Origin of the sequence: Pseudomonas sp. NFACC04-2 (assembly GCF_900119265.1) — a bacterium.
Lineage (GTDB): Bacteria > Pseudomonadota > Gammaproteobacteria > Pseudomonadales > Pseudomonadaceae > Aquipseudomonas > Aquipseudomonas fluorescens_AA.
On record NZ_FPJC01000003.1, the window covers coordinates 451,476 to 474,704 of the forward strand.

A 23,229-nucleotide genomic window follows, 5' to 3' on the forward strand; every position below is an offset into this window, starting at 1 on the left:
CTATTTGGCCTTGAGCTGCAGAAACGACTGATGCAAATCTGCCGCCCAGCCATCGATGACCCCTTTGACGTCATCGGGCTTCATGACCTGGGATTCGTTGGACAGTGGCTTGCCCGTGCCCTTGCGCACCACCTGGGCGACCACCGCGTTATTGCCTCCGTCGAGAAAAACCGCTTCGGTGCCCAAGGTGGTTTCCTGGTCGCGAATACCGCTGGCGGTGCTGACAGCGGCCGCCACCAGCGCAATCGGGACCACCTCATACGGTTTCAAGCCTTCGGTCTTGCTGCTGACAGCCGTGATCGCCGCCCGTATCACCAATACACCCGGCCCTGGTACGGTCGCCAGGGGCAAGGACTTCCCCGCCTCCCGCATGAGGGCCTGATCGTAATACGCGGTAATGCCCGACAGCGTGGCCTGGGGGATTTTCACGGTCGGCTGCGGTTTGGGATAAAGCTGCGTCGGCTCGATGTAGAGACTGGTGAACTTGTCCAGGTCAATCTTCGGATCGACCCAGCGCATGACCTCGGCCCCCGACGGCGACTTCTCTTCCTTGAGCCGGCTGTAATCCCCCAGGAACCCGGAATACTCATCCGGCTGGGTGACTTTGCTCGAACAACCCGCCAAGGCAAGCGAGGCTAGGCAGATGCTGCCAATCATTGACGCGAACTTCATGCTGTCACTCCTGTAAGCCACACGAGGCGGGGCCGGAACTACAGGTATAGCCAATGGGCAGTTTTTTGCCTGCCCTGAAAAGAACAAGTGATTCAGCCGCGCTCGCGAGGTATCAGGCTCTGCAATTGTTGTGCGAGGAAGTTTGCATCGAAGGCAAACGTGTCGGGGTCCTTCAACCCATTGGTCCGGCGCCATTGCCATTGCGTCGATGGCGGCTGGCACACCAGGGAAATGCTGCCGTGACGGGTCGCGGCCAGGCCGATGATCGACAAAGAAACCAAGCCGCCCACACCCATCACATCCGGCACGAACTCCACCGGTTTACCGGTAATGGCCAAAGTCAGTTTTTCGGTCTTGAAAGCGGATGTTTCTACAGAAACATTCGCCCCGTGAGCCACATACGTCTCACGGTTCAGCTCCAGCAGGCCGAACGCCATGACCGGCGCCAGCCATTGCTCGATTTGCCCGTACAGCGCCTTGATCTGTTGCGCCCAAACCGCCGACTGGGCCTGGTGCAGTTGTTTTTTGTGCGCTTCGCTGTCGGCGTAGTGACGAAGCATCTCGCCCAGTTGCTGTACATCGTCCATGGGCCGTTCCTCGGTTAGGGAGTGCTGCGAAGCTGGATGATGACAGGTCCAAGACGCCGGCGTACGTAAAAGCCACTTTACCTGCGTGACTGATCCTTCAGCGCAGGCGCGCCATGGCGAGGGTGTCCACCCAACGTCCGTCACGCACGGCATAGTCGCGCATCAGGCCTTCGCTTTCGAAGCCGAACTTGCGGTACAGCCCGATGGCCGCTTCATTGTCGGCGTACACCGTCAGCTCGACCCGGCGAAGGTTCATCCAGTTGTCCGCCACGTCCAGCGCGGCGGCCAGCAGCATAGACCCCACGCCTTTGCCCTGCCAGGCGACAGCCACCCCCATGCCGAGACTGCCGCAATGGGCCCGACGCACCCGCGAAAACTGCTCCAACCCCAGATTGCCGATGACGTCACCCGCGTGCAGGGCCACCAGTTTCAACAAACGCTCGTCATCCGTCGCCAAGCGCTTGCGCCAGACTTCGGTGGACTGGAAAGGCATTTGCAGCACCTGGCGAGTCACCGCCGGGTCGTTGTAGAGCGCGGTGACACCGGCGATGTGGGCTTCAGTGAAGCGTGCGAGGGTAATCGAAGACTCGGACATGGGGGCTCCTTCCTGGAGACGTGACAAGGCCGACCACTATAAGCCGCGTCAGCTTATGCGAGGAACCCGTGGGAGCGAGCTTGCTCGCGATGAGGCCCTTCCAGCCGGCATTAATGTTGAATGAACGACCGCTATCGCGAGCAAGCTTGCTCCCACAGACAGGCTACTTCCTGCTTCGGTCAAGCCTGGAACCAATCCCGCCGCTCATCCAGCGTGTGGTGGATCAGTTCCCGAAGCATTTGCACCTCTGGCGAGCCTTCGGCCTGGGCATTGACGGCCATCCACAAGTGCCGTTGCATCGACAGGCCGAACACTTGCGGCAACGCCACCAGGCCCCGGTCGAAGCGGCTCATGTACTGCGGCAACAGGCCGATGCAGGCGCTGCAGCGAATCATCTCCAGCATCAATTCGTAGGATTGCACCTGCACCACGCCGGCCCGGCGTTGTTCTATCAAGGCGTTCCACGGTGCGAAGCCGTCCACGTGTCGGTCCGCCTGCCATTGCACCAGCATGTAATCGTTCAGGTCGTCCAGGCAGTCCGGGCGCGTGGCCGGGCGCGAGTAGCGCTTGGCGATGTGCGGCACATAGTCCAGCCGCGCCAGTCGATCCGCGGGCAAGGTGGCGAAGCTCGGCCCCGGCACCGACGTGTGGGCATCGCTCAACCACAGCACCAGGTCGGCGCTGACGGCTTGCAGCGCCAGGTCACTGTCCAGGGTGAAGATCTGCAGTCGCACGCTGGCGTTGCGTCGCAGCAATGAAATCAGGTCACGGCCCAGGATGTCATGCAGTATCGACTCGGCCACAGCCAGGCGAATCAAAGGTTGATCGTTCAAGGGTGGCGCGCTTTCGTGGGCCAGGCTGATCAAGCGCGCCTGCAACTGCCGGCCCTCGCGGCTGAGGGTCAAGGCGCTGCCCTGGAAGCTGAACAGCGAACGTTGCAGCCGCGCCTCCAATTGCGCCAACTGCTTACGCAGCCATGTCGCCTTGACGTTGAGGCTGCGGGCCGCTTGCATGAAGCAGCCGCAACGGGCACTGACCAGGAAGCACTGCGCCACCTGCGGCTCGATACCACCAGCCATGGTCAGCCACGGGTCGGGGGCACGCAACGGTGTGCGGTATGCGGTGACAGCCTGGCGTCCTGCGGGCTCGATGAAGGTCATGGGTGACTCCCTGTCGGTTGTACGAAGTGGCGAGGGGATCTATCCCCGTGGGTCGCAAAGCGGCCCGCTTGGCTTGAAATCCATCAGGTCTGACACTGAGGGATATTGATAGGGGCTGCTGCGCAGCCCAACGGGGATAAATCCCCTCGCCACACATAAATCCTCTTGCCACAAAGGTGTTCACATTAAACAAAGTACCTGGGCTAAAGCCCCTCCTCCAACACCTTGCTCAACTGCGCGCCATCGATGCTCAATGTCGCCGTGTCGAGCATGCCGTCCAGGTACGCCTTGGCGATCTGTTCCTGGCGCTGGGCACGCAGGGCCTGGGTCAGGCGCTCGCGGACTTCATCCAGGGTCGCCTCTCGGGCCGGCTGTTGCTCAGTGAGCTTGATGACATGGAACCCTGCCGGGCTCTGCACCGGCTCCGATACCGCGCCGACCTTCAAGCGTGCCACCGCTTCGCGCACCGGCGGCACCAGTTGCTGCAACGGCTGGTAACCGCTGTCACCGCCGCGCTCGGCACTGGTGCGGTCCTGGGAAAAACGACTGGCCAGGGCGCCGAACTCAGCGGGTGAGGCTTGGGCTTTCCTGCTCAACTCCAGCGCTTGCCGGCGCACCGCCTCCACGGTTTGCGGTTCGGTGGCTGCCAGGAAAATCTGGCTGACACGGTACAACGCCGGCGCGGTCCAGTTGGCTTTCCCGGCGTCGTAAGCCTGCTTCAACTCGTCCTCACTGGGATACCCGGCCGGCACCTGGCTCACCGACTGCAAGTAATCGCGAAACACAATCTGCTCAGCCGCCGCTCGTGTCTGCCGCTCCACCTCGGGCCGCTGGCGCCAACCCTGGGCATCGGCCTGCTCCAACACGGCTTTTTCCGCCAGGCGGGCACGGATCCAGCTCTCCAACGCAGCCCGATTACCCCGCATTTGCTGACGAACCTCGGGAGCCAGTGCGGCCAGCAAGGTCTTGAGCTCTTCGGGGCTGACCTGCTGGTTGCCCAATCGGGCCAAACTCGGCGAGTCGGCCGAAACAACGCTGGCGGCCTGCACCGCGGCGACCGGATCGCTGCCCGGCCGCAGGCCCAGCACCAGCGCCATGGCAATCAGGCCCAGTGCTGCGGCACTGATGACGAAGGTCGGCTTTTTCACGATGCGACAGCCTCCTCCAAGCACGCCTCGACGGGCTCGGCCGGGGTTTGCATCTGTGCCGCGCTCTGGCTGTACTCACGCAGGTACACAATGAATTCCTGCAACAAGCGGTCCCACAGTTCCAGGTGGCTGCGCAGATGATCGGCACTCACGCCCGCCGCAACCACGACATCCGTTTCCATCACCAGGAATTCGCCTTGCAGCGATAACCGGGCAAAACGTCGCGAAGCGTTCCACAGTTCTGCCAACCCGGCCGGCAATTGGCCCTGCACCCGCAAGGCACAGCTGAAGGTGAAGTCCAGGTATTGCCCCGCCGTCGCCGCCGGATTGCCGAAACGCACGGCAAAGCCGATGCCCTGACTGGCACTGAGCAACTGCACAATGCCGTTCTGCTCGGTTTCGTTGACCCGATAACCCGCGGCCTGCAACAACTCGGTCAGGGATTTTGCATCGACGTTTTCAATCATTGAGGTCATGTTCGATTCTTCCTTGTTCTGTTCAGTGAGTGATCGAGGCCTGGGGCGCATCGAAACGGTTCTTGTAGAGATCATCGCCGAACCCTTGGGCCAGCTCTTCGAAACGCACCCGGGCCTTGGCCGCGAACGGCTGGCGGATCTTCACGATGTCGGTCACATCAATGGTTTCGTAGGCATGCAGCAGCGTCTTGGCGACTTCGTACATCTGCTGATTCTTGACCGAACATTGCTGCACTTGTGTGTCACGCTCCGTCAATTGCGCCTTCAGGCGCGCGCGCTCGGCCTCTTTGCCGCGAGCCAGGACCAACAGTTCGTCGTAGGCTTTCTTGAACTTGCCAATTTGCTCGTTGCTGGCAGCCACCTGGGCCTGGGCCTGGCTTTGCAGGTTTTGCTGATGCCCGGCCAGTTGCTCATTCAGGGCCTGGGCCTTGCTCAATTGCGCTGTCAATTGCTTGATCTGCGCCTGGGCCTCCTTGGCCTGGCTCTCCGCGGCCTGCCGGGCGACGCTGGCCTGGGCCTGTTCGCTTTGCAGGGTTTGCAACTGGGCGGTGGTGCTGCGAAGTTGCGCCCGCAGGCGTTCTTCCAGGCCTTCGCCGTGGGCGCCGCCGCTCAGAAACAGCCCCAGCACCAGTAACGCGGCCGGACATTGGTATATGCCACGTCTTTTCATGAGACCTCCCTGCGCTTAGAAGCGCGTGTTGATTTCAAGCTGCAAGACATCGATGTCGTACGGCGCGCCGTACACCGCTTCGGAACTCAACCAGCGACCAGTGGCGAAGACGTTGCTGGCCAGGCCATAGTTGCCGCCCAGGAAATAACCCTTGGCGTTGGTGCCACCCAGGTGGAATGACGAATCGTTGAAGCCGTCCGGCAAGGCGTCCGGCTGGATGTACTTGTAGCCGGCGAACAGGTTCCAGTCGCCCTCGCGCTTGAGCTCCAGGGAGTTGCCAAGGGTGAACTGGAGCATCCAGGCGTTGGCGCCGCTTTCCACCTCGCCATCGCTGTCCAGGTTGTTGGCGAACTGCCCTGCGGAGCGCTTGCGCATTTCGCCTTCGTCGTAGCCCAGGTTGTGGACGTAGTGGGCCTGGCTGCGCAGTTTCAGGTCTTCGGGCAGATCGGTGTCCCAGGCGAAGTTCAAGTCCAGCAGGTTGAACTCCGATGCCAGGCCGACGTATTGCGGCTGTGGCGTGGTCGATGGGTTGAGGGGGTTGGGCGTGATGTCGCGCAGCAGGAACACGGTGTTGCCCTTCTGCATGAACGCCACCCGCGAACCGTCGCTGTCACAGCCTGGATCACCGGCCCAGGGCTGGCACGGCGAAGAGCGCTGGCCTTCGATGTCATCGAAGCGGTAATAGGCCAGCGCGCCCTTGATGCGGTTGCTGTCGTTGATGGCCCAGTTGGCCCCCAGTTGCGCACCGTACAGCCACTTGTTATCGCTCTCTTCCTTGTCGCTGCCATTGCTGGTGCTGGTGTCGTTGGTGTACTCCACCGGGAACGCGCCGACGGTGCCGAACACGCCCCAGTCCTGATTGAGCTTGTGATTGAAATTCGCCGCCACGCCATCGAAGTTCAGGTCGCCGGAATACAACAGGTCGGTGGAGAAAAACGGGTTGGCGAAACGCCCGCCTGTCAGGGTCAATTCGTCCGAGGGCTTCCAGGTCAGATAGCCCTGGTCGAGCCAGATGTCTTTTTTGCCAAAGCCGCCACCGAGGGTCTGGGTGGTGGACACCGGGTTGTTGTCCGAGCCGGTGCCGATGCGGATGCCCGCCGTCCATTGCGGGGCAATCACCGCCTTCATGCCCAGGCGGGCGCGCAGGCGGAACAGGTTTTCCCGGTCTTCGCGGGTATTGAGCAACGGCGGCAGGCTGGAACTGCTGTTGGGGTTGACGTCGTAAGGCCCCTTGTCATTGAGCCGGGCGAAATCGACGATTTCGTTGCTGTTGGTGCCGGAGTAATAGCGCGACTCATCCCGCAAGCGAATGTCGCCATCGAAGCTGATGCGTGAGACCCAATCCGGAAAGGTGTTGGGTTGGGCCCAGTTTTCCTGCTTGGCGGTGGCCATGACTTCAGCCTTGACCTGGTCGCGGATCTGCTCACGTACGATATTCGGCACGTATTGCACCCGCACGTCCCCCGGCGCACCGGCCGGCGTCGCGGCGACTGCCGTGGCGGCCTGGCGGGCCTGCACGGCTTCCCGTTCGGCCTGGGCGATCAAGCCATCGGCCTGGTCCTGTTTCAACACGCCCTGCTGAACCAGCAGGCGGATCAGATTGATCGTGGCGTTTTCCGAAGGCGCCGCAGCGGCGGCCCCGTGGCCGGCCAGGCTAAGGGCCACCAGGCCGATCGCCCACGACAATCGATTCACATTGGAAATCATCTGCACACAACTCCTGTTGGCAAACTTTCAAATAGTCGGTTAACCCGGCCGCCGCCCCTGCAAGGACAGGCGCACGGGCAAAGTCAGGGAGGCCGGTGGCCGTTCACTCAAATGGGGCGCGGTACGCAGGGCGGAAATCACTTGCTCGTCCACTTGCCGGTTGCCGCTGGACTTGACCAACTCGACCCGGGTGATTTCGCCCACGGCACTGAGCCAGACGTCGGCCTGCAGCGAGAACGCCAGGCTGCGCAGGTCGGGGTTTTCCCGCAGCAAGCGCTGGAAGGTGAACGCCAGGAACTGGCTGTAGGTGCCATTGTCCAGGCGTCCGCCCCCTGCCCCGGCCATGCCGCCGCCCTTGCCGGCACCGATGTTGAACGCGTCGTTACCGGACTGGGCATCGCCGTCCATTTGCATCGGGTTCGCCAGGTCATCCACGGGCGACGGCGGCGCCTCTTCCTCGGGCTTGACCTCTTCAGGTTCCGGGGTCGGCTCTGGCTCGACCACTTTCTCCTCGACCTGGGGTTCCGGTTCCTTGGGCTTCTCTGGCGGTGGTGGGGGCGGAGGCGGCAGCGGGATGATAGTCGGCACCTTCGGGGCTTCGCGGCGCACGCCACTCATGTCGTTGGCCCACTGCCACAGCAGCCAAGCCGCGACGGCGCCCAGCAGCAGGCCGGCGGCCCACTTAAGCAGGCGCAGCGGCGAAGTCTTCACCGGGGGCGGATCGATGGGAAGTCTGGCGGTCATGATCAACCCTGGCTCGGTTTGCCGGTCACGAGACCGACCTGGGACAGTTCCAGGCGCCTCAACAGATCCAGCACTTCAATAACTTTCTGGTACTGCACCGTCGCGTCGCCGCGCACAATCACCGGGAAGTCCGGGCTCTGCGCCTTTTCGATGCGCAGGCGCTCTTCCAGCTCGGCCAGGGTCACCGGGTAGGCATCCAGGAACACCTGCCCGCCGTCATTCACCGAAATCGCCTTGGTCTTGGCCTCGGACAACGACACCGAGGCACTGGCCTTGGGCAGATTGATCTGGATACCTGACACCTGGGCCGTGGCCGTGAGGATGAACATCACCAGCACCACCATGAGCACATCCACCAGCGGCGTGATGTTGATGCTGTCGACCGCTGCATCATCGTCGTCATCGTGTGAAGCGTTTACGCTAGCCATGGCGACTCCCTCAGGCCGGTACGGACGATTGGACGTGATGACCGCGACGATGGGCCGCTTCACCGGACTGGCCTTCGCCGTGCATCTCCGCCAGGCGCGTGATGAACTCGTCGACAAAGACCCGCATGTCGGCGCTGACTTCCTTGTTGCGGGTGATCAGGCGGTTGTAGCCAAACAACGCCGGGATCGCGACGAACAGGCCCATGGCCGTGGCGAGCAATGCCGCGGCCATGCCCGGGGCGATGGCGTTGATGTTCACGTCGCCGGCCATGGCCGTGCCGAGAAACACCACCATGATCCCCAGCACCGTGCCGAGCAGGCCGATGTACGGCCCGCCGGCGATGGCGTTGGACAGGGTCGAGAGCTTCGAACTCAGCGCCTGGTTCTCGCGAGTGCGCACGCCATCCATCGAGCACCGAATCGCTTCGATGGTGGCCGCTGACACCGACGAGGTGTCAGCGCCCTGCTCACGGCGGGTGCGAATTTCCTTGACGGCCACCAAATACAAGCGCCACAGCGATGAATGTTGCAGGCGCTGGGCAAGGTCCTGGTCATCGGCGAACATTTCCAGGCGCGTGCCAATCTTGGCGAACTGCTCGCGGAAGGCTTCGTTGGCAAGGCTGAGGCGGCTGACCATGCGGTTCTTGCGGATCATGATGATCCACGACTGGAACATCATCAGCACCAGCACCCCGATGATCACCCACGCGTCGAGCGGCACGGCGTTGAGCAGGAACCCCAGGCTGCCGAAACCGAAGCCGGACTGTTCTTCATCGACGCCGTAGGCCACCAGCTTCGATTCGGCGCCCTGGGCATTGGCGTCGGCCAACAGCAACGGCGCCGGGCGAGCGACCTTGGACAGGCGCGCTTCGTCCATGGCGCCGCTGAAAGGCGCGAAGGTTCCGGCGGAGACATCGGCACCCAGGGCGATCGGCGAATTGAACGCCGGCATCGCCACCGCCAGGCTCGCGGCCTCACGCCCGTTGACGTACAGCACGACCCGGTCGCCCGAGGCGGTCAACGCCAGGTGCTGCCACTGACCGGGGTTCAGCGGCTGGGTCGAGACCACGCGTTGATCATTGATCGCCACGAACGGCACACCCTGGTTGACCCCGACCAACAGGCTGGTGGCGGCTTCGCGACGGGCCAGGAGCACTTGTTCGCCACTGGCCTGATCCTGGCGCAGCCAGGTGCTGAAGGTGAACGCCGCACCGGCACTGTGTTGCAACGACGGACTGGCCGGCAACAACAACGGCTGGCCGTTGAACTGCAAGGCCCGCCCGATCACACCGTCGATGCTCACGCCGGTCGCGCCCTGGGCATTGTTGCCGTAGGCCGTGGTATCCCGGGCCGGTACGCCGGTGGCGCCGTCGAAGTGGTATAGGGCGGTGTAGTCCGGGTCGAAGGTCAATTGGCCGCTGCCCGTGGCCGGCGCCTTCTGGTTGCCGTAATACATCCACACGTCCTGGCGCTGACCGCCCTCCACGCTCGGCACGTCGACCCAGATCAGCGCCATGCCCATCAGCGGGTCGAAGCTTTCGATCTGGTGATTGAGCACGGTCTTGTCGTCGGCACTGACAAAACGCAAGTCCGAGCCGTCGTCCTTGACCCCGTCGAAGGTGAAGTTGCCGGTGTGCAAGCGCACCAGCAACGCGGTGCGGCCCAAGGCCTGGGCGATGGCGGCGCCCTGGGGCGTGGTATCCACCGAAATCTGTTTGCGATAGTGCCAGTCGTCCTGCCACCAGGCGTTGGCGGTCGCCGGAAGCACCAGCCCCAGGCAGATAAACAGGGATAACAATAAGCGTTGCATGGACATGACTCCTGGGTTCAAAACGTCGCTTGCAGGTTGAAGTGCAGGCGCGATTCCTGTTTCGAGGTGTTCGGCCCTTCGAGCAGCGGATAGCCCCAGTCGAGGCTGCCGGACAACCATTTGCTCAGGCTTGCGCGGGTGCCGAGGCCGACGCTGGCGAGGCTGTAATCGGCTTCCTGGTCGGGCAGTTCATCACGCAAATACAGCTGTGCGCCTTCGGCGAAGGCATAGAAGCGCCACTCCTGGACATAACTGCCGAGGAACTTGGCCAGGGACGGGGTACGCAGTTCCTGGGACAGCAGGTAGCCGTCGTCGCCGGTGCGCTCGGCAGCCAGGTAGCCGCGCACCGAGGTGGCGCCACCGGCGGAGAATTGCTCGTTGGAAACCAGCGGCCCGGAGGCCAGTTGGAAGGCGGCCTTGGAGGCGGTCTGCCAGTCGTTGCCGAAGGTGAAGGTGTAATTGCCGTCGCCCTTGAGCACCGCGAAGCTGGGGCTGGCGCGATAGCGCTTGTAGTCGAACTCTTCGTCGGAGCTGCCATAGCCCAGCAGGCTCCGGGTCCCCGCCACCAGGCTCAGGCCGAGGCCCAACTGGCTGTTTTCGGTGTAGCGAAAGCCGTTATAGGCGAAGGTGAACGGCGCGTACTTGAGCGGCGCCTTGTCGCTGGCACCGCCCAGGTTCAGTTCTTCCTCGAAGTCCTTGAAATCCACCCCGACCGAAAAGCTGTTGGCCCATGCCCCCGTGGACGGCAGGCTGTAGATCGCCGACACCCCGTAGGAATGTCCTTTGCCCAACACGTTACTGCCGCCGACGGTCGCCACGTTGCTGTCGGATTGGTACCCCGAGAACTGCACACTCCAGCGTTCGCTCAGGGGCGCGGTGTAGGAACCCGACCAGACCTTGGCGTTTTCGGTGTCCTGGGGCGCGGTGAAGAAGGTCAGCGAAACGCTGTGGCCCAGTTGCCAGAGGTTGTTGTAGCCCAGGCTGGCGACCGTGCGCAGCTTTTCGGTGTCGGCACTGTAGTCGTTGTTCAGCCCCAGGCTGGCTTGCCAGGGGTTCTGGTCTTGGACTTGCAAATCCACGTCCATGGTCCCGGGGCGCTGGCCTTCGCGCACCAGCGGCATGACCTGGCGTCCCGGGGTCTTGTTCAACTGCGCCAGCTCTACCTGGACCCGGGCGAAATCCGGCACCTCGCCTTCCTTCAGCGCCGGCACGTCTTCACGGATTTCAACCGGTGAATAATGCTTGGCCCCTACCACGCGCACCCGACCGATCTTGGTCTCGCTGACTTGCAGGTAGACGATGCCGTCTTCGACTTTCTGCTCCGGCAGCTCGACGAATACCGATTGATAACCGCGGGCCTGATAAGCTTTTTGCAAGGCTTCCCGGGCGCCTTCGATGTCGCTCAAGGCCTTTTGCGGCCCCAGGAACGGGTACACCGCTTCCTCGATGGCCCGGGCATCGAGCACGGTGTTGCCGCGCACGAAGTACTCGTTCACGTCCACCAGGCGCGTCGGCGCCGCTTCGGCCGCCTGCCCGCCTTCGGCGGCAACGGCCGACGGCCCCCCGACCGCCAGCAGCAGCCAGCCCCACAGCGCCGGCCGCGATTTGAAGAAATGCTCCACACCACCCCCTGAATTCAAAGTACGGCTCAATTGCTTATGGTCGATGTCGTGGCATGCCGGGCCAGCCAGGTGTGCAAAAGCGCGAAGTTCAAGGAGAACTCCGGCATTTGCAGCAAGGCGCCACAGAACACTTCACCGATGATTTTCTCGATGAGCCGCACCGCCCGCGCATCGCCCAACAGCGTGGCGAGGTCCTTGCTCAGAACGTTGAAGCTCCAGACCTTCTGGTTCAGGTCCAGGCCGACGAACCAGCGGAACAGCAGGTTGTAATTGAGTTGTTCGTAGAGTTGCTGCTCGCTGGGCACCGAATAGAGCAGTTGCAGCAGGAGGATGTGCATGGCGGTTTGCGGTGCGATCAGCATCTGGGCACTGGCGTTGAGACCCTGCAGCACATCGCGATGGTCATCCAGAAGACCGTCGATCTGCGGACGCAGCAAGACCAGTGAATGGCCTTGCGGAATGTAGCTGGACACTTCCTTGAGCGCGCCTTGCCAGTCATCCTGGGAAACGATCCAGACCCACGGCGCGCCGTAGCGATACACCGAGACCGGCTGCTTGCGCGCCGCCTCGACGATCTTCGACAGCCGCTGGTCAAGCTCCTGCATGCCTACTTTCGAATAACGTTCCATAGTCCCCATCGCCTCACTCCCGGCTTCGCGCCCCGGCTCCAAACGACCTGAAAGGTCCCCTCGAAGACGTCACACAGGCATGACGGGAATGGCGTTGTGCTACCGAACTTTTGTCATGAAAGCTTCATTTTGGAGGGTAAGGAGGAAGTGAGCTTTTTGTGGGAGCGAGCTTGCTCGCGATGGCGGCGGGTCAGTTGGCAGTGATGTCGAATGGGCCACCGTCATCGCGAGCAAGCTCACTCCCACAAGGGTTCTCGGGTGGAGACAGGGTGTGTGTCCACCCCCATTCCAGTGTGGGAGCTCGGTATTGGCGAGGAGGCCTGTGCCTTTACTGGTGTTGTACCTGCACCATCGAACTCACCTGCACCCGCGCCTGCATCTGTTCCGCCCCGCCCCCCCGGCGCATGCCGCGTACCGGACAGGCGTCGAGGTAGTCCAGGCCGATCGCCAGTTTCAGGTGGCGATCGGGAAGGGTCAGGCGGTTGGTCACGTCGAAGCTGTACCAGCCATCGTCCAGCCAGGCTTCGGCCCAGGCGTGGCTTGCCAGATGGCTTTCATCTTCGGTGCACAGATAGCCGGAAACATAGCGCGCCGGAATACCCAGGCTGCGCGCGCAGGCCAGGAAGGCGTGGGTATGGTCCTGGCAAACCCCCGTTCCACCGGCAAACGCCTCGGCGGCGGTGCTGTTGACCGCTGTGGTGCCAGGGCTGTAGGGCATCCGCGCCGCCAGGCCGTTCATCAGGTCGGTCAAGGCCGAACGATCACGCCGGCCGGCGCATTGTTCGACGGCGAAGGCGCTGAGGGTCTCGTCCGCCTGGGTGAGGCGGCTGGTGCGCAGAAACGGCAGCGGTGACTGAGAGTCCGGTTCCATCGCGATGGACTGATGGATTTCCACCTCGCCATACGCCGTCAGCACCAAGGCTCCGTGGGGCTCGTCCATGGTCATTACGTGGAGGATGTTGCCATAGGGGTCAATCTGGCTGCGCACCAGTCGCGGCAATTCCAGATGCCATTCCAAAATGCGCTGGCGCTGGGTGTCCCGAGGCGTCAGGCGCAAGAACTGGATGCTGGTGCAGACTTCATCGGCGTAGCTGTAAGTCGTGTCGTGGCGTATGGACAGTTTCATACGACCTCCAGGTAAGACTCATGGACGGTCTGGCCCAAGTGGCGGATCTGACCAATCAGGTCGGTCAACCATTGGTGCAGGCCCGACGCCAGGATTTCGTCGATTCCGGAATAGCGCAGGCGCGCATTCAGCTCGGCGGCCAGGCGTTGTGCCGGCCGGCCGTTGTTGCCCGGCAAGCTGGCGAGGATATGATCCAGTTCCTCGATACAGGCATGCAGCGAGCGTGGCACATCGGCCCGCAACAGCAACATCTCGGACACCTGCTCGGCATTGGGCGCGTTGCGGTAGATCTCGTTGAACGCCTCGAACGAAGACAACGCGCGCAACAACGCACTCCACTGGTAATAGCCACGGGCCGAGTTGTCGCTGACCTCCTCCGATTCCTCGCCGAACATTTCATAGCGAGCGTCCAGCAGACGCAGGGTGTTGTCGGCCCGTTCGATAAAGGTCCCCAAACGGATGAAACAGTAGGCATCGTTGCGCATGATGGTGCCCGATGTCGCGCCACGGAACAGGTGCGAACGTTCCTTGACCCACTCGCAGAAATGGCTGATGCCGTAACGCCCCAGGCCGTTGCTGGCGATGTTGCGCATTTCCAGCCAGGTGGCGTTGATGTTTTCCCACATGTCGGCAGTGATACGCCCGCGCACGGCATGGGCATTGGTTCGCGCGGCTCGCAGGCAGCTATAGATACTGCCGGGGTTGGTTTCGTCCAAGGCGAAGAAATGCAGCATGCGCTCGGTGTTGAGGGCGTCATAACGGGCGTTGTAGTCGTCCAGCGTACCGGCCGCCAGCAGCGACATCGCCAGTTCGGCATGGCCATCGCTGCGTCCGGCCTGGGGCATCAGCGACAGCGAATAGCTGACTTCGAGCATGCGCGCCAGGTTCTCGGCGCGCTCCAGGTAGCGGGACATCCAATAGAGGTCCGAAGCAGTTCTTGAAAGCATGTCTTAGTCCTCCACTACCCAAGTGTCTTTGGTGCCACCGCCCTGGGACGAGTTCACCACCAGCGAGCCTTCGCGCAGCGCCACGCGAGTCAGCCCGCCGGGTACCAGGCGCGTTTCCTTGCCCGACAGCACGAACGGACGCAGGTCGATGTGGCGCGGCGCGATGCCGCTCTCGACAAAGGTCGGGCATGTGGACAGGCTCAAGGTCGGCTGGGCGATATAGGCTTCGGGACGGGCCTTGAGGCGCGCGCGGAAATCTTCGATCTCCGCCGCGCTGGCGGCCGGCCCGACCAGCATGCCGTAGCCGCCGGAGCCCTGGGTTTCCTTGACCACCAGATCCGGTAGGTTGGCCAGCACATGGGACAGGTCCTGGGGCTTGCGACACTGCCAGGTGGGTACGTTTTTCAGGATCGGTTCTTCGGTGAGGTAGAAGCGGATCATTTCGTCGACGTAAGGGTAGATCGACTTGTCATCGGCCACGCCTGTGCCGACCGCGTTCGCCAGCACCACGTTGCCCGCGCGGTAAACAGCGATCAGCCCGGGCACGCCCAGCATCGAATCGGGGTTGAACGACAGCGGGTCGAGGTAGGCGTCGTCAAGGCGACGGTAAATCACGTCCACCTGTCGAGGGCCGGCGGTGGTGCGCATGTACACGTGGTCGTCCCGCACGAACAGATCGGCCCCCTCCACCAGTTCCACCCCCATTTCACGGGCCAGAAAGGCGTGTTCGAAATAGGCACTGTTGAAGCGTCCCGGCGTCAGCACCACGGCGGTGGGGTTTTCCAGAGGGCTTGAGCTCTTGAGGGTGTCGAGCAGCAGGTTCGGGTAATGATCGATGGGGGCCACGCGCTGGGCGGCGAAGAGCTCGGGGAACAGGCGCATCATCATCTTGCGGTCTTCGAGCATGTAGCTCACGCCGCTGGGGGTGCGCAGGTTGTCTTCCAGCACGTAATAACTGCCGTCACCGTCGCGAACCAGGTCGACACCGGCGATATGGGCGTAGATGCCCCGGTGCAGGTTCAGGCCCTGCATCGCGATCTGGTAGCCCTCGTTGGCGAGCACCTGCTCGGGGGGGATGATTCCTTCCTTGAGGATGTGCTGCCCATGGTAGATGTCGGCCAGGAACATGTTCAGGGCCTGAACCCGCTGGATGCAACCACGCTCGACCATTTGCCATTCACTGGCCTTGATGCTGCGGGGAATGATATCGAAGGGGATCAGGCGCTCGGTGCCCTGCTCGTCCCCGTAGAGGGTGAAGGTGATACCGGCGCGATGGAACAGCAGGTCGGCTTCGCGGCGGCGTTGCTCCAGCAGTTCAAGCGGGGTGTCCGCCAGCCAGCGCGAGAAGGCTTGGTAATGCGGGCGGCAGTCACCCTGGGCGTCATACATTTCATTAAAAAAAGCGTGGGGCATAGCCAACTCCCAGCCGCGTTCTACACGGCATTTCTTATCACTTCGTCATTCCGACGGTTCGGCCTTGCCTTGCTTTAAACCCTGCTTGATTGAGTGCGGTCCCGGGATTGCCCTCTGTTACTCTTCATGGATGATGTGTCCTGGCCTGAAAGGCCGGGTTTTCAATACTTAGCAAAGGGTGTGCCTAAGCGTGACGGTGTCACGTACTGAATAGAAGAAGCATTGCAAAACCGCAAAAAGGCGAAATTATTTTTCGATCTGGCGACATGAATGAACGTAAATGCTGGCGCCCTTTGTCTCGAGCGCTGGCTTGAGCGGCCTTTGAGCGGGTGAAATGGGACAACAACGCCCCACAAGAGGGAAGTTTTTACTCATTCGTCCATGGCCGATCCTTCAGACGCCGCCAACAACCCCAGGTGGCGTGACCCTGAACGCACTGCAACGTTGCAGGAACATGCACGGATTCATACCCTCGCCCCACCGTGAAGCAGCCAGGCCGTTCACCTCAGCTCATCCAGGACCGGGCGGTGATTGAACCATTGATGTCCGTGCACGAGGCGTAGACCACTTCCCTCAAGGTCGCGGGCAGGCTTCATCGAGCCCGGTGGGAGCGAACCTGCTCGCGACAGGCATCCACCTGAAACAACAGTGTCAAATCTGACAATTATCCCCACTACCCCGCCGCTGCCCCGAAAACCACTATTAACGGCTCAAAAATCCCAATAACGTACTGCGCAAAAGGATCAACTCTGATTAAGGATGATGTGCGTGGGGGTTTATCGGTTGCTGCTGGCCATGCTGGTGGCAGTTTCTCATATGGGCGTGACGTTCATGGGTTTGAATCCCGGCGTCGTTGCCGTGGTGTCATTCCTGATCATCAGCGGCTTCGTGATGACCTCGCTGATCGAGAGGACCTACAACACGCCAGGTCAGATCGGTCCGTTCTACGTCGATCGATTGTTGCGGCTGTATCCACAGTTCCTGGTGTACTTCGTCATGTCCTGCGCGGTGATCCATTTCCTCTTGCCGGGAACGCCCCAGGCAGCCGCCCTGACCCTGGAAAACATCGCCACCAGCCTGCCGATCCTGCCACTGGGTTTCTACATGTTCGGCATCACCGTGCCCGAGATCCTGCCACCCGCTTGGTCCCTGGGACTGGAAATGTGCTTTTACCTGCTGATCCCGTTCCTGTTCCTCTATAAAATACGGGGTGTCGCCTTTGCCGTATCCGTGACGGTGTTCATGGTCGCTTCCCTGGGCTACCTCGACACGGACATCTACGGCTATCGCCTGCTGCCGGGCGTGCTGTTCATTTTCCTCTGCGGCAGCTACCTGTATCGGGCCCAGGCCAAAGGGCTGTGGATCGTGTCCATCGCCCTGTTCGTTGCCGCCTTGATGTTCCTGGCCATTGTCGTGGGGATCATTCCCCGTCGGCCGTTCAACGCCGAGGTGACCCTGGGCATCGCCCTGGGCCTGCCAGCGGTGTTTCTGCTCGGCAGGCTTAGGCATCACCGGCTCGATGAGTTCCTGGGCAACATCAGCTATGGCGTGTTCCTCAACCACTTCGTGGTGATGTATGTATTGCGGGCGTTCTGGCCGGTGGAGTACAGCGCCCTGATCATCACGGCGGTACTGGTGCTGTCGTTCGCGTTGAGTGGCGTTTCGTACTATGGGGTCGAGCGACCGGCGCTGAAGCTTCGTCATGCCCTCAGGGCAGGCGTTAAGTACGATTCCACGGCTCCCGTTGGCAGCACGGCGACTTAGCCTCTGACTGCCGTACAAAAAAATGCCCGGGACGCAGGTCCCGGGCATTTTTTGTTTCAGCGCAGCAAAATCAGAACGTCACGCTGGCGCTCAGCTTGGCGGTACGCGGCTCGCCGACGTTGACCTGCAACTGGCTGCCGGTGGAGGACGGGTAGTACTGCTTGTCGAACAGATTGTCCACGTTCAACTGCAACGAGGTCTTGTGCCCCATCACCGGCGCTTCCCAACGCAGGAAAGCGTCGGCGACGGTGTAGCTGCTGAGCCAGAAATCGTTGGCGTTGTTGGCGGCGCGTTCGCCGACGTAACGAGCGCCGGCACCGGCGTGCCAGGCGCCGAATTCGGCGGGTACGTTCAGGTGGTGGGACAGGTAGAGGCTGGCGGTGTGTTTAGGCGCGTCGGAGAGACGGTGACCTTCGTCATCCGGATCGTCGAGAATCTCCGTGTGGGTGTAGGCATAGGTGCCGATCAGGTCCCAGCGGTCGGCCAGGCGGCCAGTGATGTCAAGCTCCAGGCCCTGGGAACCCACCTTGCCAGCGGCTTCTGCAATGTTCTTTCCGCCGACTACAGTGGTCGTTACCACGTTCTTTTTGACGATATCGAACAAGGCGAGATTGATATTCAGCCCAGGGATCGGGTCGTATTTGGCACCCACTTCATAGCTACGCCCTTCTTCCGGTTTGAAGGTGCTGAGGTTGTCGTCGACGGTATCGTTAGGCTTGAATGAACGGCTGTAATTACCATAAAGAGACAGGGTCTCGGCAGCTTTATAGACCAATCCCAGAAATGGAACGAAGGCGTCGCCATTATCGTCGCGAACCCCCTCTCGCTGGATCATGCCTTGTTCGGCGAATTGGTCGTAATGCTGGTAGCGACCACCGAAGACCAGTATCCAGCGATCATTCAGATGCCAGTTGTCCTTGAGATAAATGGAGCTGGAGGTCAGTTGGTTACTCAGGTTGCTCTGTTTTGCATTCAGCTTGCTGGGTTCTGCCAACCCACCATAAACCGGCGCAGTGATGTCGAACCCTCCTTGCGCATCCCCACGGTAGGTCTTGCCACGAAACTGATCCGACACTTGATTATCGATGCCAACCAACAGGTCATGGCGCTGGCCGAACAACTCCTGCTTACCGATGAAGTCCCAACTGGCGTAGCGCGTTTCGTCATCGTAATGAGCGCCGTTGGATTTTCTGCTCAGTTGATTTCCCGTCAAGACATCGGGCTGTGCAATCGAAAGACTGTACCGATCATTGTTCCAACCATAGGTAACCCGCGTTTTCCACGTCTCACTCAGCTCATACTCAAACCGCGCCGTCGCCGTTTCGCGAATACCGACACTCTTGGCCCAAGGCTCATCGAGGCGCTTGTCATAATCGATATCGGCCGGATGCCCGTTGGTGAACACCGTGCCTCGGTCAAACGGATTGGAGTATTCGTTGTACTCATAACTCAGGTTCAACGTGGCCCGCTCACCCGTCCAAGCCAGGGACGGCGCCACCAGCGTGCTCTCATTGACACCATAGTTGCGCCAGTAATCCTCGTGGCCGCGCTCGGCAATCAGGCGATAGGCCAGGCCGGTATCGCCCAGCGGCCCGGTGGTGTCCAGGGCCATGGTGCCGCCACCTTCGCTGTAGGCCGAGCCGCTCAGCGTGGTGCTTGGGGTGTATTCCGGTTTCTTGCTGATGACGTTGATCAGGCCGCCGGGCTCCAGCGCGCCGTACAGCATCGAGGCCGGGCCCTTGAGCACTTCGACGCGGTCGGTGGTGGCGCTGAAGTTGTGGCCCAGGTTCGAACGCACGCCGTCGCGCAGGATCGAGCCGTCGTCGTTGGTGCCGAACCCGCGCTTGACCAGCGAGTCCCTCGAGCCGCCCAGGGTATTGCCCTGGCTGACGCCGCTGACGAACTTCATCGCGTCGTTCAGCGAGCGCACCTGGTAGTCCGCCAGGGTCTGCTGGGTCACCACGTTGATCGACTGCGCCTCTTCCTTGATTGGTACATCGCTCTTGCTCGCCGTGCTGGCTTGCGACGTCGTATAGCCTTCATCCTGAGTGACACGACTGCCCTGGATATCCGTGGCCGGCAGTTCGACAGCGTCCTGTGCCCACAACGGGCTTGCAATGAAGCAGCAGGACAGGGTTGGCAACACACACTTGATGAAGACGTTGCGATTTGCGAGGGGGGTGGAACGATTCAAGACGCGCACTCATGGAAGGGTCGTTAATGAGAGCGAATATACTTTGAGAATAATTCCCAGTAAATCTTTTGTATCAAATGATGATCACCCCAAACCTCTGTGGGAACGAGCACGCTCCCACAGACTGATATCAAATTGCCCCATCGCCCTAAAGCTTTGGCGCTCGCGGTCGAATGTATTCCATTAAGAGATTTTTTTGCCCAGGAGCAGCGGCATGCAGACGTTGAAGGACTTGTACGAGTCTATCGAAATGCAGTTTTTCGATACCCTCACCAAAAAGCTCTCGAGTCTTTTCCTGTTGGTGCTGGTCAGTGGCTTGTTGTACTGGGTGGCCGTCAGCGCCCGCGCCGAGATCCTGCTGCTGTTGCGCAACGCACAGTTGGACGGTGCCTTGCTGGGGCAGATCGAAGGCCGGCTCGACAGTCTTACCCATGCCCTGCTCTTCGGCGCGGTCCTGACGCTGGGCATGATCAGTTTCATGGTCTGGTATTTCCGCCACCTCATCGTGCGCCCCGTTACCGCCATGACCAAGGCCCTGGAAGAGATCGCCAACGGCGAAGGTGACCTGTCCAAGGACCTGCCGCTGGTGACCCACGATGAGATCCGCGTGCTGGCCGGCACCTGCAACCGATTCCTGGCCAAGCAGCGGGAGATCATCAGCAATGTCCAGGCGCTGACTGTGCACATCGCCGTCGAGTCGGCTCGCTCGCTGAAGAACATCAGCGACTCCAGCGACAGCGCCACCCACCAGGCCCGCTTCGCCAAGGAAGTGATGGACCAGAGCAACACCGCCGTGGGCCGCATCGAAGAAGTCTCGCGCCAGACCCAGGGCATCTCCAGCACCACCGCCCAGAACCTGAGCATGGCCCGCGACTCCTACGCCGAGCTACTGGAAGTAACCGGCAACATCAGTGAGATTTCCAGCAGTCTCGGTGAATTTGCCACCCTGGTGAGCGCCTTGAACCAGCGTTCCTCGAGCATCAAGTCGATTGTCGGATTGATCCAGCAGATCTCTGCCCAGACCAACCTGCTGGCCCTCAATGCTGCCATCGAAGCCGCCCGGGCCGGCGAAAGTGGCCGTGGCTTCGCGGTGGTGGCCGATGAAGTGCGCACCTTGGCACAGAATGTCAGCCGGGCCACCGACGATATCTCGCGCAACATCGACGCCATGCTCGAAGAAGTCAGCTCCACCCACGAACAGACCACGCAGATCAGCCACAGCGCCCGGGAAACCCAGAAAGTGGTGGAACGCGCCTCTGGCCATTTCGAAAGCATGATCGTCGACTTCGAATCCACCAACGGCAAGCTGGCGGACATCGCGACCCACATCCAACAGTTCGCCGACAGCAACACCGGGATCAACGACCGGGTGACCCAGATTCACGCCGACAGCCAGTTGATCGACCAGCGCATGCAGCATTCGGCAACGGCCACCCGCGACCTCTCCGGCGTGGCCGAAAAGGTCCAGGCACTGCTGGGTCGTTTCGTGCTCGGCCACGGCAAGCTGGATGCCGCCATTACCCGTGCCAGCGAGTGCCGCGACACGCTCCAGGTCCGCCTGGAGGCGCTGCAACGCGAAGGCCTGAACCTGTTCGATCAGAATTACCAGCTGATTCCCGGTACCGATCCCAAGCAGTACATGACCAGCTACACCGAACGCTTTGCCCAGGTCTGCCAGGAAGAATGCGATAAACTCACCCGCAGCACGCCGGGTGGCAAGGTTTCGTTCATTGTCGACAGCAAGGGCTACTGCCCGGTGAACAACAGTTGGGTCTCCAAGCCGCCAACCGGCGACCGGGCGGTGGATTTGCCAGTGTGTCGCAACAAGCGAATCTTCAACGACCCGATCGGCCTGCGCGCGGCGGGCAACGTCCAGCGCTTCCTATTGCAGACCTACCTGCGCGATACCGGGGAAATCATGACCGAGATCGACGTCCCGTTCTTCTTCGGCGGCCGCCATTGGGGCAACTTGCGGGTGGGCTTCGATGCGGCGGTGTTGTTGGCGGAGTGAGGGTGCACTCAGAAAGGGATCGATGGTGTATGCACCTCTTGAAACTCCCCCAAAAACAACTGTGGGAGATCTTCGGATCTGTCGGGTTCCTTCGTATGCCCGGTCTGCGAACCACACCCAAGCCCCACTGCCCGAACGCCGATTTTCAGGCGGTCTTCCTTGTGCCAGGCCACGTTCTCGGTGCGCCGGGTCTGGGCGCCGACGTTGTACTGGCTTAGGATACGCCCAGTGGTCAGCGGCAGCGGATAGCGGCCGTTGACCTTCTCTTCAGTGCGCACTAGCCAGTGAGCATGAAACGTCCTTTTCCGCACACGCACTGCTCGATGTGCATGGTCGGCGTGCCGTCCGGTGCGGCATCGTTGCGCGGTCATTGCAGGCTGCCAGGGCGATGGTGGCCTCCCAGTCGGCCTTGCCGGCCCGGAGTTGAGCAAACCCGGCTAGGCACCCTCCCATCGTTATCGCCGATCTTATGACCGACCGTACTTCCAAGAGCCCTTGCCAGTGTCCGACACATCCACGCCCCTTGCCTATACCGAACGCTTCAACGCGGTGCTCGCCTACATCGATGACAATCTCGAAGGTGACCTGTCGGTCAAGAGGCTGAGCCGTGTGGCGAACTTTTCGGCCTTTCACTTCCACCGTCAATTCACCGCTTTCGTCGGCGTGCCGGTCTCACGTTATGTGCAACTGATGCGACTACGACGGGCGGCCCATCGCCTGGCCGCCCTCGCGGATCATTCGATACTGGACGCCGCATTCGGTGCAGGGTTTGAAAGTCCCGAAGCATTTTGCAGGGCGTTCAGGCGGGCGTTCGGCATGACGCCGAGTGCATTCAGGAAGGAGCCGAACTGGCAAGTCTGGAATGCGGTGTTCACCATCCCTCACTTTTCCAGGAACATCATCATGCAAGTACGAATCGTGGAATTCCCCGAAGTCAGAGTCGCTGCGCTAGAGCATTGCGGGCCCGGCGGGCAGGTGAATGAAAGCGTGCGCAAGTTCATCGAGTGGCGCATACAGAGCGGACAGTCGCCAGTACTTTCGAGTCGCACCTTTGGCATTCCCTATAACAACCCCGATACGACACCTCCTCCAGACTTCCGCTTCGCCATCTGCGGCGAGATTCACGAGGCCGTGGGGCCAAATGAATCCAGCGTGCAAGAGCGCGTCATTCCCGGCGGTCGTTGCGCTGTGGTGCGGCACACAGGGTCGCCGGACCACATCGGTGAAACGATCTATCCGATTTACCGCGACTGGCTGCCTACCAGTGGGGAGGAACTGCGAGACCATCCATTGTTCTTCCACTACCTGAGCGTTTATCCCGAGACACCGCAGGATCAATGGCAAACGGATGTTTATATTCCGCTGCAATGATGGAACAGGCAGCGTTCAACTCATCTGTGGTGTATGCACATCTTGAGACCCACCCCAAAACAACTGTGGGAGCGGGCTTGCTCGCGAAAGCGGTGTGTCAGCCACATCAATGGCGACTGACCCGACGCCTTCGCGAGCAAGCCCGCTCCCACAGG

20 protein-coding genes and 1 pseudogene are annotated in these 23,229 nt (G+C 61.4%); 3 read left to right on the top strand and 18 right to left on the bottom strand.

Translation table 11 applies throughout. The annotated features are described in order from the left end of the window. The 16 genes from BT125_RS06475 to BT125_RS06550 form a co-directional block, all read right to left on the bottom strand. Positions 1-672, bottom strand: coding sequence for a DUF3313 domain-containing protein (locus BT125_RS06475; protein WP_072405706.1), 672 nt, complete (start codon positions 670-672; stop codon positions 1-3). A 92-nt stretch (positions 673-764) separates the two neighbouring features. Beyond that, positions 765-1,259 (bottom strand): hypothetical protein, encoded by a 495-nt coding sequence (locus tag BT125_RS06480; protein ID WP_072405707.1) that lies wholly within the window; start codon positions 1,257-1,259, stop codon positions 765-767. 97 nt (positions 1,260-1,356) lie between these two features. Further along, a complete protein-coding gene (locus BT125_RS06485; protein WP_072405708.1) occupies positions 1,357-1,854 on the bottom strand; it encodes a GNAT family N-acetyltransferase in 498 nt (165 codons plus the stop codon). A 179-nt stretch (positions 1,855-2,033) separates the two neighbouring features. Then, entirely contained in the window at positions 2,034-3,014 is a 981-nt protein-coding gene (locus BT125_RS06490) for a LysR family transcriptional regulator (RefSeq protein ID WP_072405709.1), read from the bottom strand. A 203-nt stretch (positions 3,015-3,217) separates the two neighbouring features. Beyond that, positions 3,218-4,162, bottom strand: a complete 945-nt coding sequence (locus tag BT125_RS06495) for a peptidylprolyl isomerase (RefSeq protein ID WP_072405710.1) — start codon at positions 4,160-4,162, stop codon at positions 3,218-3,220. Beyond that, positions 4,159-4,638: a YbjN domain-containing protein gene (locus BT125_RS06500; protein WP_072405711.1), complete on the bottom strand. Its 480-nt coding sequence runs from the start codon at positions 4,636-4,638 to the stop codon at positions 4,159-4,161. The genes BT125_RS06495 and BT125_RS06500 overlap by 4 nt, the downstream gene beginning before the upstream one ends. A gap of 22 nt (positions 4,639-4,660) precedes the next feature. Next, positions 4,661-5,308, bottom strand: a complete 648-nt coding sequence (locus BT125_RS06505) for a DNA repair protein (RefSeq protein WP_072405712.1) — start codon at positions 5,306-5,308, stop codon at positions 4,661-4,663. A 15-nt stretch (positions 5,309-5,323) separates the two neighbouring features. Beyond that, positions 5,324-7,015 (bottom strand): putative porin, encoded by a 1,692-nt coding sequence (locus BT125_RS06510; protein WP_072405713.1) that lies wholly within the window; start codon positions 7,013-7,015, stop codon positions 5,324-5,326. Between the two features lie 39 nt (positions 7,016-7,054). Next, on the bottom strand, positions 7,055-7,759 hold the full coding sequence (locus tag BT125_RS06515) for an energy transducer TonB family protein (RefSeq protein ID WP_072405714.1): 705 nt from the start codon (positions 7,757-7,759) through the stop codon (positions 7,055-7,057). A 2-nt stretch (positions 7,760-7,761) separates the two neighbouring features. Beyond that, a complete protein-coding gene (locus tag BT125_RS06520) occupies positions 7,762-8,187 on the bottom strand; it encodes an ExbD/TolR family protein (RefSeq protein WP_003201710.1) in 426 nt (141 codons plus the stop codon). A gap of 10 nt (positions 8,188-8,197) precedes the next feature. Next, a complete protein-coding gene (locus tag BT125_RS06525; RefSeq protein ID WP_072405715.1) occupies positions 8,198-9,997 on the bottom strand; it encodes a DUF2341 domain-containing protein in 1,800 nt (599 codons plus the stop codon). Positions 9,998-10,014: 17 nt separating this feature from the next. Beyond that, positions 10,015-11,577, bottom strand: a complete 1,563-nt coding sequence (locus BT125_RS06530; protein WP_371857793.1) for a ShlB/FhaC/HecB family hemolysin secretion/activation protein — start codon at positions 11,575-11,577, stop codon at positions 10,015-10,017. 68 nt (positions 11,578-11,645) lie between these two features. Continuing rightward, positions 11,646-12,248, bottom strand: a complete 603-nt coding sequence (locus BT125_RS29975; protein ID WP_072405717.1) for a transposase — start codon at positions 12,246-12,248, stop codon at positions 11,646-11,648. A 328-nt stretch (positions 12,249-12,576) separates the two neighbouring features. Then, positions 12,577-13,374 (bottom strand): transglutaminase family protein, encoded by a 798-nt coding sequence (locus BT125_RS06540; RefSeq protein ID WP_072405718.1) that lies wholly within the window; start codon positions 13,372-13,374, stop codon positions 12,577-12,579. Beyond that, complete coding sequence (locus BT125_RS06545; RefSeq protein WP_003201699.1) at positions 13,371-14,321, bottom strand: alpha-E domain-containing protein; 951 nt, start codon at positions 14,319-14,321, stop codon at positions 13,371-13,373. The genes BT125_RS06540 and BT125_RS06545 overlap by 4 nt, the downstream gene beginning before the upstream one ends. Before the next feature lie 3 nt (positions 14,322-14,324). Continuing rightward, positions 14,325-15,734, bottom strand: a complete 1,410-nt coding sequence (locus tag BT125_RS06550; RefSeq protein WP_072347172.1) for a circularly permuted type 2 ATP-grasp protein — start codon at positions 15,732-15,734, stop codon at positions 14,325-14,327. Positions 15,735-16,502: 768 nt separating this feature from the next. Between BT125_RS06550 and BT125_RS06555 the strand changes: the two genes are divergently transcribed. Continuing rightward, on the top strand, positions 16,503-17,498 hold the full coding sequence (locus tag BT125_RS06555; protein WP_072405742.1) for an acyltransferase family protein: 996 nt from the start codon (positions 16,503-16,505) through the stop codon (positions 17,496-17,498). Positions 17,499-17,568: 70 nt separating this feature from the next. Here the strand turns inward: BT125_RS06555 and BT125_RS06560 are convergent, their stop codons facing one another. After that, a complete protein-coding gene (locus tag BT125_RS06560; protein WP_371857794.1) occupies positions 17,569-19,653 on the bottom strand; it encodes a TonB-dependent siderophore receptor in 2,085 nt (694 codons plus the stop codon). A gap of 253 nt (positions 19,654-19,906) precedes the next feature. Here BT125_RS06560 and BT125_RS06565 point away from each other — a divergent pair, with 253 nt between their 5' ends. Continuing rightward, positions 19,907-21,703, top strand: a complete 1,797-nt coding sequence (locus BT125_RS06565; RefSeq protein WP_072405720.1) for a methyl-accepting chemotaxis protein — start codon at positions 19,907-19,909, stop codon at positions 21,701-21,703. A gap of 92 nt (positions 21,704-21,795) precedes the next feature. Here the strand turns inward: BT125_RS06565 and BT125_RS06570 are convergent. Continuing rightward, positions 21,796-22,070 (bottom strand): annotated as a pseudogene (locus BT125_RS06570) (hypothetical protein); the annotation flags it as partial. Positions 22,071-22,204: 134 nt separating this feature from the next. On the opposite strand from BT125_RS06570, the gene BT125_RS06575 reads away from it, so the two are divergent. Continuing rightward, positions 22,205-23,074 (top strand): AraC family transcriptional regulator, encoded by an 870-nt coding sequence (locus tag BT125_RS06575; protein ID WP_072405721.1) that lies wholly within the window; start codon positions 22,205-22,207, stop codon positions 23,072-23,074. Positions 23,075-23,229: the final 155 nt, after the last annotated feature.

Excerpts from the sequence above, each read along its gene's own strand:
- BT125_RS06505 (WP_072405712.1), bottom strand. The coding sequence starts at position 5,308 with ATGAAAAGACGTGGCATATACCAATGTCCGGCCGCGTTACTGGTGCTG.
- BT125_RS06565 (WP_072405720.1), top strand. The coding sequence starts at position 19,907 with ATGCAGACGTTGAAGGACTTGTACGAGTCTATCGAAATGCAGTTTTTC.
- BT125_RS06485 (WP_072405708.1), bottom strand. The coding sequence starts at position 1,854 with ATGTCCGAGTCTTCGATTACCCTCGCACGCTTCACTGAAGCCCACATC.
- BT125_RS06545 (WP_003201699.1), bottom strand. The coding sequence starts at position 14,321 with ATGCTTTCAAGAACTGCTTCGGACCTCTATTGGATGTCCCGCTACCTG.
- BT125_RS06550 (WP_072347172.1), bottom strand. The coding sequence starts at position 15,734 with ATGCCCCACGCTTTTTTTAATGAAATGTATGACGCCCAGGGTGACTGC.
- BT125_RS06520 (WP_003201710.1), bottom strand. The coding sequence starts at position 8,187 with ATGGCTAGCGTAAACGCTTCACACGATGACGACGATGATGCAGCGGTC.
- BT125_RS06480 (WP_072405707.1), bottom strand. The coding sequence starts at position 1,259 with ATGGACGATGTACAGCAACTGGGCGAGATGCTTCGTCACTACGCCGAC.
- BT125_RS29975 (WP_072405717.1), bottom strand. The coding sequence starts at position 12,248 with ATGGAACGTTATTCGAAAGTAGGCATGCAGGAGCTTGACCAGCGGCTG.
- BT125_RS06510 (WP_072405713.1), bottom strand. The coding sequence starts at position 7,015 with ATGATTTCCAATGTGAATCGATTGTCGTGGGCGATCGGCCTGGTGGCC.
- BT125_RS06475 (WP_072405706.1), bottom strand. The coding sequence starts at position 672 with ATGAAGTTCGCGTCAATGATTGGCAGCATCTGCCTAGCCTCGCTTGCC.
- BT125_RS06490 (WP_072405709.1), bottom strand. The coding sequence starts at position 3,014 with ATGACCTTCATCGAGCCCGCAGGACGCCAGGCTGTCACCGCATACCGC.
- BT125_RS06525 (WP_072405715.1), bottom strand. The coding sequence starts at position 9,997 with ATGCAACGCTTATTGTTATCCCTGTTTATCTGCCTGGGGCTGGTGCTT.
- BT125_RS06540 (WP_072405718.1), bottom strand. The coding sequence starts at position 13,374 with ATGAAACTGTCCATACGCCACGACACGACTTACAGCTACGCCGATGAA.
- BT125_RS06515 (WP_072405714.1), bottom strand. The coding sequence starts at position 7,759 with ATGACCGCCAGACTTCCCATCGATCCGCCCCCGGTGAAGACTTCGCCG.
- BT125_RS06500 (WP_072405711.1), bottom strand. The coding sequence starts at position 4,638 with ATGACCTCAATGATTGAAAACGTCGATGCAAAATCCCTGACCGAGTTG.